The 15416-nt window shown below is 59.5% G+C and carries 17 protein-coding genes; 9 read left to right on the top strand and 8 right to left on the bottom strand.

From position 1 onward, the window contains the following. Positions 1 to 138: 138 nt before the first annotated feature. A complete protein-coding gene (locus AB4P96_RS23035; protein ID WP_003172695.1) occupies positions 139 to 447 on the top strand; it encodes a hypothetical protein in 309 nt (102 codons plus the stop codon). Between the two features lie 7 nt (positions 448 to 454). Here the strand turns inward: AB4P96_RS23035 and AB4P96_RS23030 are convergent, their stop codons facing one another. From AB4P96_RS23030 to AB4P96_RS23020, 3 genes are read right to left on the bottom strand one after another with little or no spacing between them, the layout of a single operon-like run. Next, complete coding sequence (locus AB4P96_RS23030) at positions 455 to 2173, bottom strand: Gldg family protein (RefSeq protein ID WP_395600122.1); 1719 nt, start codon at positions 2171 to 2173, stop codon at positions 455 to 457. 15 nt (positions 2174 to 2188) lie between these two features. Then, positions 2189 to 2914 (bottom strand): ABC-2 transporter permease, encoded by a 726-nt coding sequence (locus AB4P96_RS23025; RefSeq protein WP_017136134.1) that lies wholly within the window; start codon positions 2912 to 2914, stop codon positions 2189 to 2191. After that, positions 2911 to 3837 carry an ABC transporter ATP-binding protein gene (locus tag AB4P96_RS23020; RefSeq protein WP_099549078.1) on the bottom strand — a complete coding sequence of 309 codons (927 nt, stop codon included), beginning with the start codon at positions 3835 to 3837 and terminating at the stop codon, positions 2911 to 2913. Before AB4P96_RS23020 ends, AB4P96_RS23025 begins: the two co-directional genes overlap by 4 nt. Before the next feature lie 238 nt (positions 3838 to 4075). Here AB4P96_RS23020 and AB4P96_RS23015 point away from each other — a divergent pair, with 238 nt between their 5' ends. Both AB4P96_RS23015 and greB read left to right on the top strand, forming a co-directional pair. After that, positions 4076 to 5158 carry a hypothetical protein gene (locus AB4P96_RS23015; RefSeq protein WP_395600121.1) on the top strand — a complete coding sequence of 361 codons (1083 nt, stop codon included), beginning with the start codon at positions 4076 to 4078 and terminating at the stop codon, positions 5156 to 5158. 126 nt (positions 5159 to 5284) lie between these two features. Further along, positions 5285 to 5758, top strand: coding sequence for a transcription elongation factor GreB (gene greB, locus AB4P96_RS23010; RefSeq protein ID WP_056857197.1), 474 nt, complete (start codon positions 5285 to 5287; stop codon positions 5756 to 5758). A gap of 44 nt (positions 5759 to 5802) precedes the next feature. Here the strand turns inward: greB and AB4P96_RS23005 are convergent, their stop codons facing one another. After that, positions 5803 to 8313: an ABC transporter permease gene (locus AB4P96_RS23005; protein WP_395600120.1), complete on the bottom strand. Its 2511-nt coding sequence runs from the start codon at positions 8311 to 8313 to the stop codon at positions 5803 to 5805. Then, complete coding sequence (locus AB4P96_RS23000) at positions 8313 to 8996, bottom strand: ABC transporter ATP-binding protein (protein ID WP_017136140.1); 684 nt, start codon at positions 8994 to 8996, stop codon at positions 8313 to 8315. The genes AB4P96_RS23005 and AB4P96_RS23000 overlap by 1 nt, the downstream gene beginning before the upstream one ends. A 10-nt stretch (positions 8997 to 9006) precedes the next feature. Here AB4P96_RS23000 and AB4P96_RS22995 point away from each other — a divergent pair, with 10 nt between their 5' ends. From AB4P96_RS22995 to AB4P96_RS22985, 3 genes are all read left to right on the top strand, one after another. Further along, positions 9007 to 9612, top strand: coding sequence for an arylesterase (locus tag AB4P96_RS22995; protein ID WP_236460659.1), 606 nt, complete (start codon positions 9007 to 9009; stop codon positions 9610 to 9612). A 58-nt stretch (positions 9613 to 9670) separates the two neighbouring features. Further along, entirely contained in the window at positions 9671 to 9961 is a 291-nt protein-coding gene (locus AB4P96_RS22990) for a hypothetical protein (RefSeq protein ID WP_017136142.1), read from the top strand. 84 nt (positions 9962 to 10045) lie between these two features. Then, complete coding sequence (locus tag AB4P96_RS22985) at positions 10046 to 11017, top strand: L,D-transpeptidase family protein (RefSeq protein WP_017136143.1); 972 nt, start codon at positions 10046 to 10048, stop codon at positions 11015 to 11017. 135 nt (positions 11018 to 11152) lie between these two features. On the opposite strand, the gene oprI is transcribed toward AB4P96_RS22985, so the two are convergent. Beyond that, positions 11153 to 11404: an outer membrane lipoprotei OprI gene (gene oprI / locus AB4P96_RS22980; protein ID WP_003172710.1), complete on the bottom strand. Its 252-nt coding sequence runs from the start codon at positions 11402 to 11404 to the stop codon at positions 11153 to 11155. A 622-nt stretch (positions 11405 to 12026) separates the two neighbouring features. Between oprI and AB4P96_RS22975 the strand changes: the two genes are divergently transcribed. Next, the gene (locus AB4P96_RS22975; RefSeq protein WP_003189869.1) at positions 12027 to 12308 is read left to right on the top strand and encodes a GNAT family N-acetyltransferase; all 282 of its coding nucleotides are present in this window, start codon (positions 12027 to 12029) and stop codon (positions 12306 to 12308) included. A 128-nt stretch (positions 12309 to 12436) separates the two neighbouring features. Here the strand turns inward: AB4P96_RS22975 and AB4P96_RS22970 are convergent, their stop codons facing one another. Next, complete coding sequence (locus AB4P96_RS22970) at positions 12437 to 13513, bottom strand: 3-deoxy-7-phosphoheptulonate synthase (RefSeq protein WP_017136144.1); 1077 nt, start codon at positions 13511 to 13513, stop codon at positions 12437 to 12439. A gap of 130 nt (positions 13514 to 13643) precedes the next feature. Beyond that, positions 13644 to 14078 carry a PilZ domain-containing protein gene (locus AB4P96_RS22965; protein WP_170038969.1) on the bottom strand — a complete coding sequence of 145 codons (435 nt, stop codon included), beginning with the start codon at positions 14076 to 14078 and terminating at the stop codon, positions 13644 to 13646. Here AB4P96_RS22965 and AB4P96_RS22960 point away from each other — a divergent pair. Then, complete coding sequence (locus AB4P96_RS22960; RefSeq protein WP_017136146.1) at positions 14077 to 14463, top strand: hypothetical protein; 387 nt, start codon at positions 14077 to 14079, stop codon at positions 14461 to 14463. The genes AB4P96_RS22965 and AB4P96_RS22960 overlap by 2 nt on opposite strands. Then, a complete protein-coding gene (locus AB4P96_RS22955) occupies positions 14460 to 15413 on the top strand; it encodes a putative 2-dehydropantoate 2-reductase (protein ID WP_017136147.1) in 954 nt (317 codons plus the stop codon). The genes AB4P96_RS22960 and AB4P96_RS22955 overlap by 4 nt, the downstream gene beginning before the upstream one ends. The last annotated feature ends 3 nt before the right edge of the window (positions 15414 to 15416 follow it).

The following is a 15416-nucleotide window of genomic DNA, read 5'->3' as shown; positions in this document are numbered from 1 at the left end:
GCGGGGCGCCACTGGGACTCAATGCAGCCCGACAGAAGCATGCACTCATCAAGAGTCAGGTTTCGAAATACCGCTAAAGCGCTGGTTCGGTGTTGCCTCTCACCTGCCCGCAGACTTTTGAGGCAGAGACACGACACGATGAATGCACCACGCCCCCTCATACGCCTGGCTCCGATCACCGCGGACCTGACTCAACGCAACCCCAAAATCCTCTTGGGTGGCAAGCATCAGCCGACCTTGCTGCGTTACCTCGACGGATGGCCGCGCCGCACCGGGCGCCCTTCAGCATTTCTGATCCAGTTTGTGGAAGATGGCGACTCCCTGGCGCGTTTTGCCAGCAACAGCTTTGATCTTGCCGTTATCCAGGCACCCAGCGCGGGCGATGCCGAGGAGGTGATCCGCCAACTGACGCGCATCGCCCGGCAAGGGCTGATTGCGCGTCGTTGACGGCTGATCAGTGAACGACAGCCGCCGATCGACGACGCCGGTGGTAGAGGAACACTGCACAGGCGATCAGGCATAACGGCAGCGGTACTGCGCCAATCATCAGCAGCTTGAGGTTGCGTTCTGTTCGATGCACCGATGCATACGCCTGGACCTTGAGTGCCTGCAACTCCATGGGCAGCCGCAGGCGTTCCTTGTTGAGCGCCTGCAACTGGATATTGGTGTCCACTGCACGGGTGCCGAAGCCAATACTCGGTGGGTTCAGGCGTTGCCATTCTTGCTCGGTTTGCTCCAGCCGTTTTTGCAGTTCCCCGGCCTTTTGTGCATAAGTCTGTGCGGCCGCCTCGCGCAGTTGCTCCAGTGCGTGGGTGGACTGGCTGCTTGCACGGGGTTGAATGCTTGCGAGCACGTCGGGAGCCGCAAGGTTATCCAAGGTGTTCAAGACAAACATCACGTTGTTGTTGGGCGCAGAGTTGATCACAGCGTCCATCAGTAAATCGGTGTCCGCGACCACCACCACCTCGATCTGTGCGGCCTTTTGCAAGCCTGCAGGCTGCCCGTCAATGCCGTCTGGAAAGGCCGAGTAGGCGGGGCCTTCGAGGCGCGCCGCGATCACGTGGGGTTGCGTGGCAGCCGGTATCCCTTCAGCCAGTAAGTCGTCTGCAGACATTGCTGCAAAGCGGCCTGCGTCCAGCAGGGTGGAGCGCCTGGAGCTTTGTAACAGAGGCGTGAGTGTGGTGCGGCTTTTCCTCACGCGCGACAGCGCACCGCTGCTTGATACGATGACTGTATCCAGTTTCCAGGCACTCACATCGTTGGCCGCCATTGCTTGCCGTGGCAGGTTCAGCTTGGCCGGGTGCAGTACTGCTGGCGCACCTGAACCAAATGCGTGATCGACCAGCAGTTTGTCCGCCGGCATCTGTATGCCCCAAGCCGCCAGTAGCCCGTCCAGCCTTGTGTCGACGGGTTTGGCGTCTGTCTCGGCCTCGCTCACCGGGTCAATAAAGAGCATCAGTTTGCCGCCCCTCAATACAAACTGGTCAATTGCATACAGGGTTTGTTCCGGCAGGGCGCGCGGGTGCACAACCATCAGGGTTTTGATCGATTCGGGCACTGTCGGAGTGCTTGATGCCAGGCCTGTCAGATCAAAATGCTGATGCATCTGTGCCAGCAACTGTTCACCGGACGCGTTCAATGCCAACCCCGTCAATACGCCGACGGTGGGGGGCTCGGGGTGCATCAGTTGGTGGATCAGATGGCTGATTTCGTACTCAAGCAAGGGCTCGTCATCCAGGCGCAGTACATTGATACGTTGCGCGGGCTGGCCTGGGCGGGTGCCGATGAGGCCAAGAAAGCCTTGCTTGTCATCCAATCCGAACAGGCCGGCCTTGTAGGCATCCTCTGAATAAGGAGTAGGATCTATAACATGTAGGTTAATCATGGTTGCTGACGCTTTTTCGAACTCTTTGAGTAAATCTTCCACTCGTTCGCCGAAGCGGTTTATTGCCTGGCTTCTTCTGGGGTCATTACTTGAGTTGAAGTAATACAAATCCAGTGGGTGTTCCAGAGAGGCAAGCAGTTGTCGCGCAGGGGGCGATAACGTGTGGATTTTCTGCTGTGAGAAGTCCCAGCGGATATTCGGTAGTTTGCCGACCCACGCGAGATTGAATGCAAGGAAAAGCAGCAATATGACCACCAGTGTCATACCCGTACTCAGAGTAGAACGCATCGTTTGCTTTCCTTCTCAACTGGTTTTGTAGTTGAGCGTGACGGTGGATGCCGAGAGAAAGGCAAGGATCATGCTGATGTAGTACAAGCCGTCATGCAGCGTCAGTTTGCCGTTGTCGATAGCCCCGAAACGCGAAATCGGGTTAATCGATACCAGGCTGTCTACGACCCAGATCGGCGCCTGATGCTCAAGTGCGTCGAGAACCGATGAAAGTCCGCTGGCGGCCAGTAACATCACCACCGTTATCAGGAAGACAGCCAAACGTTGGTGGGTCAGGGTAGACGTAAAGCATCCGACAGAAAGATAAGCGCCGGCCAGCAACCAACTGGCTAGAAACTGTGAAGCGATAACACGGTTGTCGGCGGTGCCGAGGTAGTTGGCGAGGATTACCAGTGGGAAAGTAAGCAGCAATGCGATTGCGCACACGACCCACGCAGCCAGAAACTTTCCGATGACCCGCTCTGCGCTGGTGATAGGCAGGGTTTTCATCATGTCGCGCATGCCGGCGTGGTGTTCGTCCGACCATAATTGTGTCGACAACATGGGAATCAGCAGCAGGTAGAGCCAAGGGTGCAATTGGAAAAACACCTGCAGGTCGCCGCTTTCCTGTTCCAGCCATTTGCTTGTGTACAACCCCAAGGTGGCGCACAACACTAGAAACGCGGCAATACCGAGGTACGTGCTGGGTGTACAGGCATAACTGGCCAGTTGGCGCTTGAAAATGACAGGCAGCAGTTTCAAAGAGTGACCTCGTGGCTCAGATGCTGAACGACTTCGTTCAGGCGACCTGGCTCCAGATTCAGTGACGTTATGTTCCAGCCGCGGCTGGCGATAAGTGCGTTGATATGGGGGTAGATGGCGTGCCCGGGCATCGCCAGAACCGTTACGGTGCCGGGCGCATGCCGGTCCTCTTCTATACCTGCCACGCCGGGTAATACGGCAAGGGCGAGTAAATCCAGGGGTGTTTCTGCGGCCAGCGTGACAGCTCGGTAATGCCGGGAGTTGCGCTGCAAATCGGGCAGCGGGGTGTCTGCCACAAGGTGCCCTGCAGCGATGACCAAGGCGCGCGTGCAAAGGCTCGACAGGTTGTCGCAATGCCGGGAGGCGATCAGGACCGTCATGTCTTCGGTCAGTGACTGGATCAGGGTCTTGAACTTGAGCAGTTGATCCGTTGCCAGCCCCTCAATCGGTTCATCGAGCAGCAGCAGGCCGGGGGTGTGCAGGATCGCCTGGGCGATAGCGACTCTGCGCTTCAAACCGACGGAAAGCGTATCGATCGGTGCATCGAGTACACGTGATAATTCCAGGCGCATGGCTGCTCGATCAACCCGGCTGCGTTTTTCAGCACCGCTGAAGCCGCGTACGGCGGCAATGAAATTGAGCACGCCTTTGACCGACATCGTTTGATGGCTAAGGCCGTCCTGGAGTTGATAGCCGAGGGCTCTTCGCGCTTGCAGAGGATGAGCCTGGGTATCAAAGCCTTCGACAGTGACATGCCCGGCCGAGGGGCTGGCCAAACCGGAGATAACATTCAGCAGTGTGGTTTTGCCTGCGCCACTCTCCCCGAACAAGCCGATACATTCCTGGCGTTGAGCGCTGAACGAGAGATTAGTGATGACGTTTCTTTTACCCAAACGCTTTGTCAGGCTGCTTATCTCGAGCATTTTTTTACCGAATAAGTTTTGCGAGGCGTAAGAACTTGTACCGTCATGCACGGTAAGCGCCGAGAAAGATACGTTTAATCATTGGACTTGGGAACAAGGGGACATACTTCTCAGATAATTCCTACGCCGAATCGGATAACTTGCTGAAACAATTGCGTTGTTCCGAGGTTAGTTAATGGCCGGGTATTTATCTGGCGCTTATATAAGGTTTACTCTTTCGCAATAAGGCCTGAATATCATGATGCTTCTTCGCACGCTTGTTCTTGAACGCAGCGGTCAGGACACGCCGGTCAACGGTGCACTGCTTTGTGGGTTTGCCGTTGCACAGACCGATTCCAATTTTTTGGTCTATAGCCTGGATGAAGAGACCGAACCTGGTAACTCCAGGGTCTACATCGCGGCGCTACGCAAGAAACTCGACCGGTACTTCCTCGGCGGGGTCGAGTCCAAGGAAGACCTGCAAGTTGCCATGCAAGTGTTCAAGCAAATCCTGATGGTGGCCGCCGCTTCCGGGACTAAGAACGGCACCGTTATCGAATCCTCGGTGCCTTTTCATTTCATTGATTTGAAAGGCTGCAAGTTACCGCCCGCCAGGCCTGAGGACCATCACTCGATGATCATCAAGAAGGCATTGGTCATGAAGGTCATTACCCTGGGCATGTCGGCACCCGTACTGCCGGCCATCGAAAGTGCTTCGTTGATCGTGCCTTCGATTCGCTTCTCGTCGCAGATGATTTCGCCGCCCAGGGCCACGAACCCAGCCAGGCCCGTCGAGCCGCCAGTTTCAGAGCCGGCCCAGGCTCAGCCATTGGAGGCTCCCGCCGCGATAGCCCCTGCGCCAGAACCTGAACCAGAGCCAGAACCAGAACCAGAACCAGAACCAGAACCAGAACCAGAACCCGCGCCAGAGCCAGAGCCAGTGCCCGTCGAGCTCAGCGTGCCACCTGTTCAGGTCGAGCAAGCAGCGCCTGCACCGCGCCCACCTGTGCCGAAGATGGAACATGCCTCGTTGGTTGAGGTAGACAGCACGTTGTCCAGCCTGGCAAAGGTCGCCCAAGAGCTGTCGCAACAGCAACTTGCGGTGAACGAGCGCGATGAAATGCTAACGCAGTGGCAGGCACGACTCGAGCAGGAACAGGGTGAGCTGGACGAAAGGAGCCAGGAGTTGCAGCAACAAGCAACGCAGTTGCAGGCGCGAAACCTTGAGGTTGGCCAAAAGGCTGAGAAGTTGACGCTGGCGCTGTCGCAGGTGGCGGGAATACGCCAGCGCCTGCAGAGTGTACTCCTGGAGCTTGATCAAACCCTGGACGGCCAGGCTTGAAGCTGATGTGTTCTACGGTCTGGCTACTTTTCAGGGTTCATTTATCATCAACCCCAGCCGGCCGGCGCCAGGGCATGACGCCTTGGCGTATCGGCACCATTGGACACTGTCTGGGGATGCACGCGTTTGAGTACCAAGCTGATAACCAAAGAAGGTCATGAGGCGCTGAAAAAAGAGCTGGATTACCTGTGGCGTGAAAAGCGTCCGGATACCACCCGCAAGGTGACTTGGGCGGCGTCCCTTGGTGATCGCAGCGAGAACGCGGACTATCAATACAACAAGAAACTGCTGCGTGAGATTGATCGGCGTGTGCGTTACCTGCGCAAGCGCCTGGAAGACATGCGGGTGGTGGAGTACATGCCCGAGCAGGAGGGCAAGGTGTTTTTCGGCGCCTGGGTCGATATCGAAAATGAGCAGGGCGAGACCAAGCGGTTTCGGATCGTCGGCTATGACGAAATTTATGAGCGCATGGATTACATCTCCATCGACTCCCCGATGGCCCGGGCGTTGCTGCGCAAGGAAGTCGACGATGAAGCCATGGTGCAGACGCCAACCGGCGAGGTGTGCTGGTGGATTACGGGTATCGAGTATGTGAAGTAAACGCTGGCCGGCACGCCGTCGGGCGTGCTGGCCAGCGCTGGTTTTCAACCTTCGCGTAACACCGTCAATGGGCTGGCATTCAACGCGCGACGCGTACCGAATACACCAGCGCCGCCGATCAGCACGGCACCGATCACTGGCAGCAATAGCAACCACGCGTGCGGATGCCACGCCAGGTCAAAGGCGTAACGGTACAGCACCCAGGTCACCAACTCGGTGCCCAGGGCTGCCAGCAAGCCGCTTACCGCACCCAGCAAGCCGAACTCGATCCGTCGCGCCTTGACCAGCAACTTGCGCTCGGCCCCCAGCGCACGCAACAGCGCGCCTTGGCGAATCCGCTCATCCAGAGTCGCCTGCAGGCCCGAAAACAGCACGGCCATGCCCGCCGCCAGCACAAACAGCAACACGTACTCCACCGCCAGGGTCACTTGGGCGAGGATGCTGCGCAACTGCTCCAGCAAGGCTTCGACCTGCAGGATAGTGACGGCCGGGAAGGCCCGGGACAGGTCGACGATCTGCTGGTCATGCCCCGGCGCCAGATAGAAGCTGGTCAGGTAAGTAGCGGGCAGGTCCTTCAAGGTGCCGGGTTGGAAAATCATGAAAAAGTTGGGCTGGAAGTTATCCCAGTTGATGGTTCGCAGGCTCGTCACCCGTGCTTCGCGGTTCTCGCCACCGACGGTGAACACCAGGTGATCATCGAGCTTCAGCTTGAGGCTTTCAGCGACCTTGGCTTCTACCGACACCCCTGGGATGCCATCGCCCGGTTGCTGTGACCACCAAGTGCCTGCGGTGAGGAGGTTGCCCGGTGGCAGGTCGGCTGCCCAGGTCAGGCTCAGGTCGCGCTGCACAGCGCGGTCACCGCTGGAGTCTTTGCTGACAATCTCCTGCACTGGCGCGCCATTGATGCTGATCAAGCGGCCCGGCACCACCGGGTACAGCGGCGCCGCTTGTGCTTGCAACTCCAGCAGGCGGGCGCCAAAGGCGTCTTTATCGGCCGGCAGGATGTTCAAGGCGAAATAGTTGGGGGCGTCCTTGGGCAGCTGGTTTTGCCAGGTGTCGAGCAATTCGCCGCGCAGCAGGGCGATCAAGCCCATGGACAACAGGATCAAGCCAAATGCCAGGGACTGGCCGGCTGCGGCCAAGGGATGGCGCAGCAACTGGCCCAAACCCAGGCGCCAGGGCAGCGAGGCGCGAGCCAGTAGCCGGCGCAGGCTTTGCAGTAACAACAACAGCAGGCCGCCAAGGATCAGCGCGGCCATCACGCCACCGCCGAGCAATGCGAAGGTCAGCACCAGATCGAGGCTCAGGCGCCACATGATCAGGCCGAGGGCGAACAGCGCAGCGCCATACACCATCCAGGTGCTGGAAGGGATCGGCAGCATGTCACGTCGCAATACCCGCAGCGGCGGCACCCGGCCCAACGCTGCCAGGGGCGGCAATGCGAAGCCGGCGAGGGCGACCAGCCCGGTGCCGATGCCGGCCACTGCTGGCAGCAGCCCGCCGGGCGGTACGTCGGCCGGCAGCAAGTCATGCAGGAAATAGAACAGGCCAAATTGCGCCAACCAGCCGAGCACGGCGCCGGTGAGGCTGGCCAACAGGCCCAGTACGCTCAGTTGCAGGCTGAACAGCAGCATTGTTTCGCGGCGTGACAAACCCAGGCAACGCAGCAGCGCGCTGGCGTCGAAACGGCGGCTGGCGAAGCGGTTGGCCGACAGCGCCACGGCCACGCCGGCCAGCAGCACTGCCACCAGGCTGGCCATGTTCAGGTAACGCTCGGCCTTGCCCAGGGCTCCGCCGATCTGCTGGTTGCCGTCACGCGAATCCTGCAAGCGCTGGTTGGCGGCAAGGCCCGGCTTGACCAGGTCGCGATAGGTTTGCAGTGCCGTGCTGCCCTGGGGCGCACGCCACAGTTCGCGGTAGCTCACGCGGCTGCCGGGTTGCACCACGCCGGTGGCGTCCAGGTCGGCGAGGTTGATCATCACCCGTGGCGTGAGGCTGTAGAAGTTACCGGCGCGATCGGGCTCGTAGGTCAGGATGTGCGTCAGCCGCAGGGTTTTCATGCCCACGTCGATGCTGTCGCCGACTTTGAGGTCCAGCGCCGTCAGCAGCCGTGCTTCCACCCAGGCTTCGCCGGGTTTTGGGCCGCCTCCTGCAGTTTCTGCGCCGAACGGCTGCGTGGCGCTTTTGAGTTCGCCGCGCAACGGGTACTGCTCGTTGACCGCCTTGATGCTGGAGAGCTGGATGCCATTATCGGTCGCGATAACGCTGGAGAACTCAACAATGCGCGCGTGATCCAGGCCCAGTTCGGTGCCTGACCTGATTTGCTCGAAGCGGGCCGGCGAGCTGCCTTCGAGTACCAGGTCGGCACCGAGGAATTCGGTGGCACGCAACAGCATGGCGCCGTTCAGGCGTGCACCGAAGTAGCCAATGGCGGTGCTGGCCGTGACCGCCACCAGCAGGGCGAAAAACAACACGCGCAACTCACCGGCGCGGGCGTCGCGCAGTAATTGGCGCATGGCAAGGCTGAACAGGCGCAACAGCGGCAAACGTGCCATCAAGGCTCCAGGGGCGCGACCATCAGGCCGGCTTCAAGGCGGATCAGGCGTCGGCAACGGTGGGCCAGGCGCTCGTCGTGGGTGACCAGCACCAGGGTCGTGCCGCTTTCTTTGTTGAGTTCGAACAGCAGGTCGCTGATGCGCTCGCCGGTGTGGCTGTCGAGGTTGCCGGTGGGTTCATCGGCAAACAGCACATCCGGTTCGGCGGCGAAGGCCCTGGCGATAGCGACGCGCTGCTGCTCGCCACCGGAAAGCTGGCGCGGCGAGTGGGTCAGGCGTTGGCCCAGGCCCACACGCTCCAGCAGGTGGGTGGCGCGTTCGCGGGCGTCCTTGCGGCCGTCCAGCTCCAGCGGCAGCATGACGTTTTCCAGCGCATTGAGGCTGTCGAGCAGTTGGAATGACTGGAAGACAAAACCCACGTGCTCGGCGCGTATGCGTGCGCGCTGGTCTTCGTCGAGGGTGCTCAAGGCTTGCCCGGCCAGCGTGACTTCACCGCTGCTGGGCAGATCGAGGCCGGCCAGCAGGCCGAGGAGGGTGGATTTGCCGGAACCGGAGCTGCCGACGATAGCCAGGCTATCGCCCTTGTTCAGTTCCAGGCTCAGTTCGTGCAGGATAGTCAGTTCACCTTCCGCGCTGGGAACCACTTTGCTAAGGTTTCGCGCGGTGAGAATGCTTGCGCCCATGGAGAATCCGATGCGAATGTGGTTTTTGAGTGCTGGCCTGGCCTTGATGTGCATGGCCCAGAACGCAGCGGCGGGTACAGTCCTGATCGTTGGCGATAGTATCAGTGCCGGTTTCGGGCTGGATACCAGCAAAGGGTGGGTAGCGTTGCTGGGACAACGGCTCAAGAGCGAAGGTTTCGACGATACAGTGGTCAACGCCTCCATCAGCGGCGACACCAGTGCCGGAGGCCTGGCGCGGCTGCCGGCGGCGCTTGCAGAGCATAAACCGGATGTGGTGATTCTCGAGTTGGGCGGCAATGATGGCCTGCGTGGGCAGCCGCCAGCGCAATTGAAACAAAATCTTGCGTCGATGATTGACCAGTCCAAGGCCAAGGGCGCCAAGGTGCTGCTGCTGGGGATGCAGTTGCCCCCAAATTATGGCCCTAAATACACCACGGCATTTGCCGAGGTCTACGGTACCTTGGCCAAGGAAAAAAGCATCCCGCTGGTGCCGTTTTTTCTTGAGGGCGTGGGCGGCCATCCCGAGTTGATGCAGGCCGATCAGCTTCACCCGGCAGTCGGCGCACAGGGCAAGTTGCTGGAAAATGTCTGGCCGACGCTAAAACCGCTGCTATGACGCTTTTCTACCGGCAGGCTTTCGGCTAAGGTGGCGCCCCCCCGATCTGGAGCCCCCGATGTCGCGCCCTGCCTGGTCCCTGTTCAACTACCAACTGATCGAGCCTGACGAGCAGCTGGATCTGTTCGCCTGCCAGGAAGTCCGGGTGCATCTGGTTGCGCGTCAATTGGAGCTGGGTGGCTCGATCGACCGCACGCTGTGCGGCACTTTGTTGCCGGCGCAACCACGCTGGTCATCGGTGGACCGTGCGATTTTTCAGGACCAGCGCCTGTGCCCGCTGTGCCGGGCAATTCTCGAATCGCAAAAGCGTGGCACGCCGCTGATCTGGCCAGAGCTGCGCTTCGAGTAGCAGCGGGGCAGGTTGATGCCTGGATCGCGCTTCACGTATACAATCAGTGTTTTCCTACCCGTCGTTCTGCGAAGGATTTTCCGGATGTTGTCGCGCCTTTCCGTCGTTACCTGCTGCCTGTCTCTTGCTGCCTTGTGTGCAGCCGGTTCGGCGTCAGCCTTGCAGTTGCCCTTGCCCCCGCCGGGTGAAGACATCGTCGGTCAGGTCCAGGTGATCAAGGCCAAGTACGAAGACACCTTTGCCGACCTGGGCACCACCTATGACCTGGGCTATTCGGAAATGGTCGCGGCCAACCCCGGTGTGGATGCCTGGTTGCCCGGCGCGGGCACCGAGATTGTGCTGCCCACGCGGTTTATTCTGCCGCCCGGCCCGCGCGAAGGCATCGTGATCAACCTGGCGGAATACCGGCTCTATTACTATCCCAAGGGCCAGAACGTGGTGTACACCTTCCCGTTGGGCATTGGCCGTGAGGGCTGGGGTTCGCCGGTCGCGCACACCACCATCACCGGCAAAATCCCCAACCCGACCTGGACCCCGCCCGCCTCGATCAAGGCCGAGCACGCCGCCAATGGCGACCCGCTGCCCAATGTGGTGCCGGCCGGGCCGGATAACCCACTGGGGCCGTTCAAGTTCACCTTGGGTACGCCGGGTTACCTGATCCATGGTTCGAACATGAAATTTGGTATCGGAACGCGTACAAGCCACGGTTGCTTCCGCATGTTCAACAACAACGTGCTGGAGATGGCCGACATGGTGCCGGTCGGCACCTCGGTGCGCATCATCAACGATGCGTACAAGTTCGGCAGCAGTGGCGGCAAGGTCTACCTTGAAGCGCATACGCCGCTGAACGACGATGGCACGCCTTCGGTGGTCGACAAGCACACCGCGGTCATCAATGCCCTGCTCAAGCGCGAAGACCTGGCCAACAATTTGCGCGTCAATTGGGATCAGGTGCGTGATGTGGTGGCCGCCGAAGATGGCCTGCCCACCGAGATTGGGGTACCGGGTGCCAACACGCCGGTGGTGTCCAGCACGCCAATCGATCTGCAGCAATAAGCCTGTTCGATCAAAAGCCCGCCAAGGCCTTGCGCTATGGCGGGCTTTTTATTGCGCTGGATTCAGGGCTGAATTGCAGGCAATAAAAAAGCCGATCCAAGAATGGATCGGCTTGATAACAACCCCGAGGGATTATTACTTGCGGCTTGCTTTTTCAAGCATGCGCAGAGCGCGCTCGTTAGCTTCGTCAGCAGTCTGTTGTGCTTTTTGAGCAGCAGCCAGAGCTTCATCAGCTTTACGGTAGGCTTCGTCTGCACGAGCCTGGGAGCGAGCTGCTGCGTCTTCAGTTGCAGTCAGACGAGCTTCGGTTTCTTTGGAGACGCTGCTGCAACCGGTAGCCAGAACTGCGGCCAGAGCCAGAGCAGAGAATTTCAGAACGTTGTTCATCGTGTTCCCCTTCAAGGACTTTCTATTAAATGGCTACTTTCTCAGGGTGAGCTGATAGCCGGCGTACATACTACTCATTACTTGTAGTAAGTAAACTGACGTAGCGCAAGAAGCAAAAAAAATTCTTGTGCCGTATCTATTTTGGCTAATCTTTTGGAGGTTTGTATAAAAACTGCTCAAAAATTTTCATTTCGTCGGGAACTGGATCCAAGCTGAGAGGTCCGGCCAGCCTGTGTCAGGCTGGGTAAGCAGGTGTAAATTTATATATCTACGATGACACTTTTTTTCAGTTGGCCTTTGCCTGGCCCGGCATCTTTTGCGCATGTAGGCGCATCTAGAGGTGACTTTAAGAGCGGCAGTTCGTCTCAAGCTTCAACTGCCGGCAATGTTCAGGCTATCGATCATCGATTGATCGAAGCCCTTTCTGTAACCGCCAGCGGCAAGGGATGACGAGTGCGCCTTGAGCTATTGCAGCATTGGTGCCTACTATTCTCTACGTGCTGGTTGTGAGCGCTATAGGTTTTCTCGTTGTCGAAACCGGCACGGGGTGGCGTAGATGTTCCTTCGCCGGAAAAACATCGGTAAGGTAGGGGTCGAAATCCAAGACCCGCGAGGAGTAGTGATGAGCGAGGCGTTGTCCATCCACCATGACCAGGCTGGTCATCAGTTCGAGACCAATGTGGACGGTCATCGTGCCTATCTGACCTATATGGACCTGGGCAAACAGACCCTGGACATCTATCGCACCTTCGTGCCCAACGCATTGCGCGGGCGCGGCATTGCTGCTGCGTTGACCGAGGAAGCGTTGAAGTTCGCCGAAGAGGCCGGGTACACCGTGATCCCTTCGTGCTCTTACGTAGAGCGCTACATGGAGCGCCATCAGCGCCATGCCGCGAAGCTCTGAATATTGAGTGAGGCGGGGCGCGGAGCGTCCATGGCTGCATTCCCACGCAGAGCGTGGGAACGATCAATCAGATGCCGCACACAAAAACGCCGGGCTAAGCCCGGCGTTTTTGTGTGCGCAGTGTAAGGTCAGGTGCGTTTGCGCTTGGGCAACACGTCCTTGAGCTTGGCATGCATGCTGCGCAGGGTGGTCTCGGTGGCTGACCAGTCGATGCAGGCATCGGTGATCGACACGCCGTACTGCAAGTCGGCCAGGTCTTTTGGAATCGACTGGCAGCCCCAGTTCAAGTGGCTTTCGACCATCAAGCCGATAATCGACTGGTTGCCTTCAAGAATCTGGTTGGCGACGTTTTCCATCACCAGCGGTTGCAGGGCCGGGTCCTTGTTGGAGTTGGCGTGGCTGCAGTCGACCATGATGTTCGGCTTGATCCTGGCCTTGTTCAGCGCCTGTTCGCACAGCGCCACGCTGACCGAATCATAGTTGGGCTTGCCGTTGCCGCCGCGCAGTACCACGTGGCCATAGGCGTTGCCCTTGGTGGTGACGATGGACACGCCACCTTCCTGGTTGATACCCAGGAAACGGTGCGGGCTGGACACCGATTGCAGGGCGTTGATCGCAACCGTCAGGCCGCCATCGGTGCCGTTCTTGAAGCCCACGGCCGAGGACAGGCCGGACGCCATTTCGCGGTGGGTCTGGGACTCGGTGGTGCGTGCGCCGATGGCCGACCAGCTGATCAGGTCCTGCAGGTACTGCGGGGAGATCGGGTCCAGCGCTTCGGTCGCGGTCGGCAGGCCCATTTCGGCCAGGTCCAGCAGCAATTGGCGACCGATATGCAAACCATCCTGAATCTTGAACGAGTCGTCCAGGTACGGGTCGTTGATCAAACCTTTCCAGCCGACGGTGGTGCGTGGTTTCTCGAAATAGACGCGCATCACCAGATACAAGGTGTCGGACACTTCAGCCGCCAGCACTTTAAGGCGCTCGGCGTATTCGTGGGCAGCCTTGAGGTCGTGGATCGAGCACGGGCCGATCACTACAAAAAGGCGGTGGTCGGTGCCATCGAGAATGTCACGAATGACTTCGCGGCCCTTGGTCACGGTCTGCAGGGCAGCATCGCTCAAAGGGATTTCGCGCTTGAGCTGATCAGGGGTGATCAGGGTCTCGTTGGATTCGACGTTAAGGTCATTGATCGGTAAATCAGCCATCGTGTTACTCGCCAGGGTCACGGGTGCCGGCCGCCTGCTATCCCCGTGCGGCGGGCACAGCATGATTTGAATGCAGGGGGGAGGAACCTTAGCGCGTAACACGGGGCCGCGACAATGGGCAAAGCCGGCTTTAATCCAGCACCGGCGCCACAAAGGTGTCGTGGGCGAACTCACTGGCATGGCGTGAAACCCACTCACGGGCCATGGTCTCGAGCTGGGCAGGGGTTGGCTCGGCGTCTTCGTGCAGGCGGCAGTAGCGTTCGATCTGGCACACTTGCTCGCCCATGCGCGCACCGAACAAGGCATGTTCATCGGTAAAGGAAATGCCGATACGGTAGCCATTATCGACTTTGCGACACCAGGCCACATAGCCCGGATAACGGGCGCTGGCGCCCAGTGACGGGATGCGCAGATCAACCGCCGTGCCCTGGCGCCAGGCACGCGGGCAATTGCAGGCGACGCCGCCCAGGCCGATAGTGTGCAGGCGTTGGCGGGGAATAGCGGGGGCGGGACGTTGGATTAACTCGACAGCGACATCATCAGGGTGAGGTAAAAAACGACCCATGTACACGGACTCCGAGCACCGTCCAATTGACGGCAGTGGCAGCAGTATAGTGAAGGAACTGGAATTGACCGACCTGGATATTGACCAGCAATTGCTGGGATTGCCAGGTATTTCGCTGCTGGTGTTTACCAGCGTGGGCTGTTCCAGTTGCCGTTGGGCACGCCAGCAACTGCCCGGCTGGACGTTGCCGGTCGAGCGCGTGTGCTGGGTGGATGCCGGGCACAACGGCGGGGCGGTTGAGCGCTACCAGATCTTTCATTTGCCCGCGTTGTTCCTCGTGTGCGAGGGTCAATTCCTTGGGCAATTACAGGCGCGTCTTACCCGGCCCGACCTTGCGGACGCGATTAATCAAGCACTTACCCGTACTCCAGAGGATCTGCCATGACAGCACAGTCGCCCCGCATCGGCATTATCGGCACCGGTGCCATCGGTGGTTTTTACGGCCTGATGCTGGCGCGTGCCGGGTTCGATGTGCACTTTCTGTTGCGCAGTGAATATGCGGCGGTCGCCGAGCATGGCCTGCACCTCAACAGTACTGTGCACGGCAAGTTGCACCTGCACCCTGTGCAGGCCTATGCCCAGGCTGCCGATATGCCGGCGTGCGACTGGCTGCTGGTCGGCACCAAATCCACCGGCAACGTGGAGCTGGCCCCAACCCTTGCCCAGGTCGCCGCACCGGGCGCCAAGGTAGTGCTCCTGCAAAACGGCCTCGATGTTGAAGACAGCCTGCGCGAACACCTGCCATCGTCGCTGCACCTGTTGGGCGGCTTGTGTTACATCGGCGTGCATCGTTCCGGGCCGGGTGTCGTCGAGCATCAGGCGTTGGGCCGGGTGAATCTTGGCTATCACAGTGGCACGGCGGCCAACGATGAGGCGCAGCAGAAGGCCATTGTCGAGGAGGGCGCCGCGCTGTTTCACCAGGCTGGCATCGAGTCCCAGGCCATGGCCAATGTGCACCAGGCGCGGTGGCATAAATTGGTCTGGAATGTGCCGTTCAATGGCCTCTCGGTATTGCTGGGCACCGGCACCAGCGCGATGATGGCCGATGAGTCCAGCCGCGAACTGATCCAGGCCCTGATGACTGAAGTGGTGAAGGGCGCCCACGCCTGTGGCCATGAAATTCCCGGCAGTTACGTCGAGCAAATGCTCACCATGACCGACACTATGGCTGACTACCTGCCCAGCATGTACCACGACCACGTGCACAAACGCCCGCTGGAACTGGCGGCGATCTACGCCCGGCCATTGGCCGCTGCCAAAGCGGCGGGCTGTGAATTGCCATGCATGCAGGCGCTCTACCAGGCCTTGAGTTTTATTGATCGGCGCAATCGCTGAATT

Source organism: Pseudomonas sp. B19125, assembly GCF_044218855.1.
GTDB lineage: Bacteria > Pseudomonadota > Gammaproteobacteria > Pseudomonadales > Pseudomonadaceae > Aquipseudomonas > Aquipseudomonas edaphica.
The sequence above is the reverse complement of the archived record's forward strand: the minus strand, read 5'-3'. Positions and strand labels throughout refer to the sequence as shown.

What these genes read in the sequence shown, in the direction of transcription:
- AB4P96_RS23035 (WP_003172695.1), top strand. Translation starts at nt 139, where the DNA reads ATGAATGCACCACGCCCCCTCATACGCCTGGCTCCGATCACCGCGGAC.
- AB4P96_RS23030 (WP_395600122.1), bottom strand. Translation starts at nt 2,173, where the DNA reads ATGCGTTCTACTCTGAGTACGGGTATGACACTGGTGGTCATATTGCTG.
- AB4P96_RS23020 (WP_099549078.1), bottom strand. Translation starts at nt 3,837, where the DNA reads ATGCTCGAGATAAGCAGCCTGACAAAGCGTTTGGGTAAAAGAAACGTC.
- AB4P96_RS23015 (WP_395600121.1), top strand. Translation starts at nt 4,076, where the DNA reads ATGATGCTTCTTCGCACGCTTGTTCTTGAACGCAGCGGTCAGGACACG.
- AB4P96_RS23005 (WP_395600120.1), bottom strand. Translation starts at nt 8,313, where the DNA reads ATGGCACGTTTGCCGCTGTTGCGCCTGTTCAGCCTTGCCATGCGCCAA.
- AB4P96_RS23000 (WP_017136140.1), bottom strand. Translation starts at nt 8,996, where the DNA reads ATGGGCGCAAGCATTCTCACCGCGCGAAACCTTAGCAAAGTGGTTCCC.
- AB4P96_RS22995 (WP_236460659.1), top strand. Translation starts at nt 9,007, where the DNA reads ATGCGAATGTGGTTTTTGAGTGCTGGCCTGGCCTTGATGTGCATGGCC.
- AB4P96_RS22990 (WP_017136142.1), top strand. Translation starts at nt 9,671, where the DNA reads ATGTCGCGCCCTGCCTGGTCCCTGTTCAACTACCAACTGATCGAGCCT.
- AB4P96_RS22985 (WP_017136143.1), top strand. Translation starts at nt 10,046, where the DNA reads ATGTTGTCGCGCCTTTCCGTCGTTACCTGCTGCCTGTCTCTTGCTGCC.
- oprI (WP_003172710.1), bottom strand. Translation starts at nt 11,404, where the DNA reads ATGAACAACGTTCTGAAATTCTCTGCTCTGGCTCTGGCCGCAGTTCTG.
- AB4P96_RS22975 (WP_003189869.1), top strand. Translation starts at nt 12,027, where the DNA reads ATGAGCGAGGCGTTGTCCATCCACCATGACCAGGCTGGTCATCAGTTC.
- AB4P96_RS22970 (WP_017136144.1), bottom strand. Translation starts at nt 13,513, where the DNA reads ATGGCTGATTTACCGATCAATGACCTTAACGTCGAATCCAACGAGACC.
- AB4P96_RS22960 (WP_017136146.1), top strand. Translation starts at nt 14,077, where the DNA reads ATGTACACGGACTCCGAGCACCGTCCAATTGACGGCAGTGGCAGCAGT.
- AB4P96_RS22965 (WP_170038969.1), bottom strand. Translation starts at nt 14,078, where the DNA reads ATGGGTCGTTTTTTACCTCACCCTGATGATGTCGCTGTCGAGTTAATC.
- AB4P96_RS22955 (WP_017136147.1), top strand. Translation starts at nt 14,460, where the DNA reads ATGACAGCACAGTCGCCCCGCATCGGCATTATCGGCACCGGTGCCATC.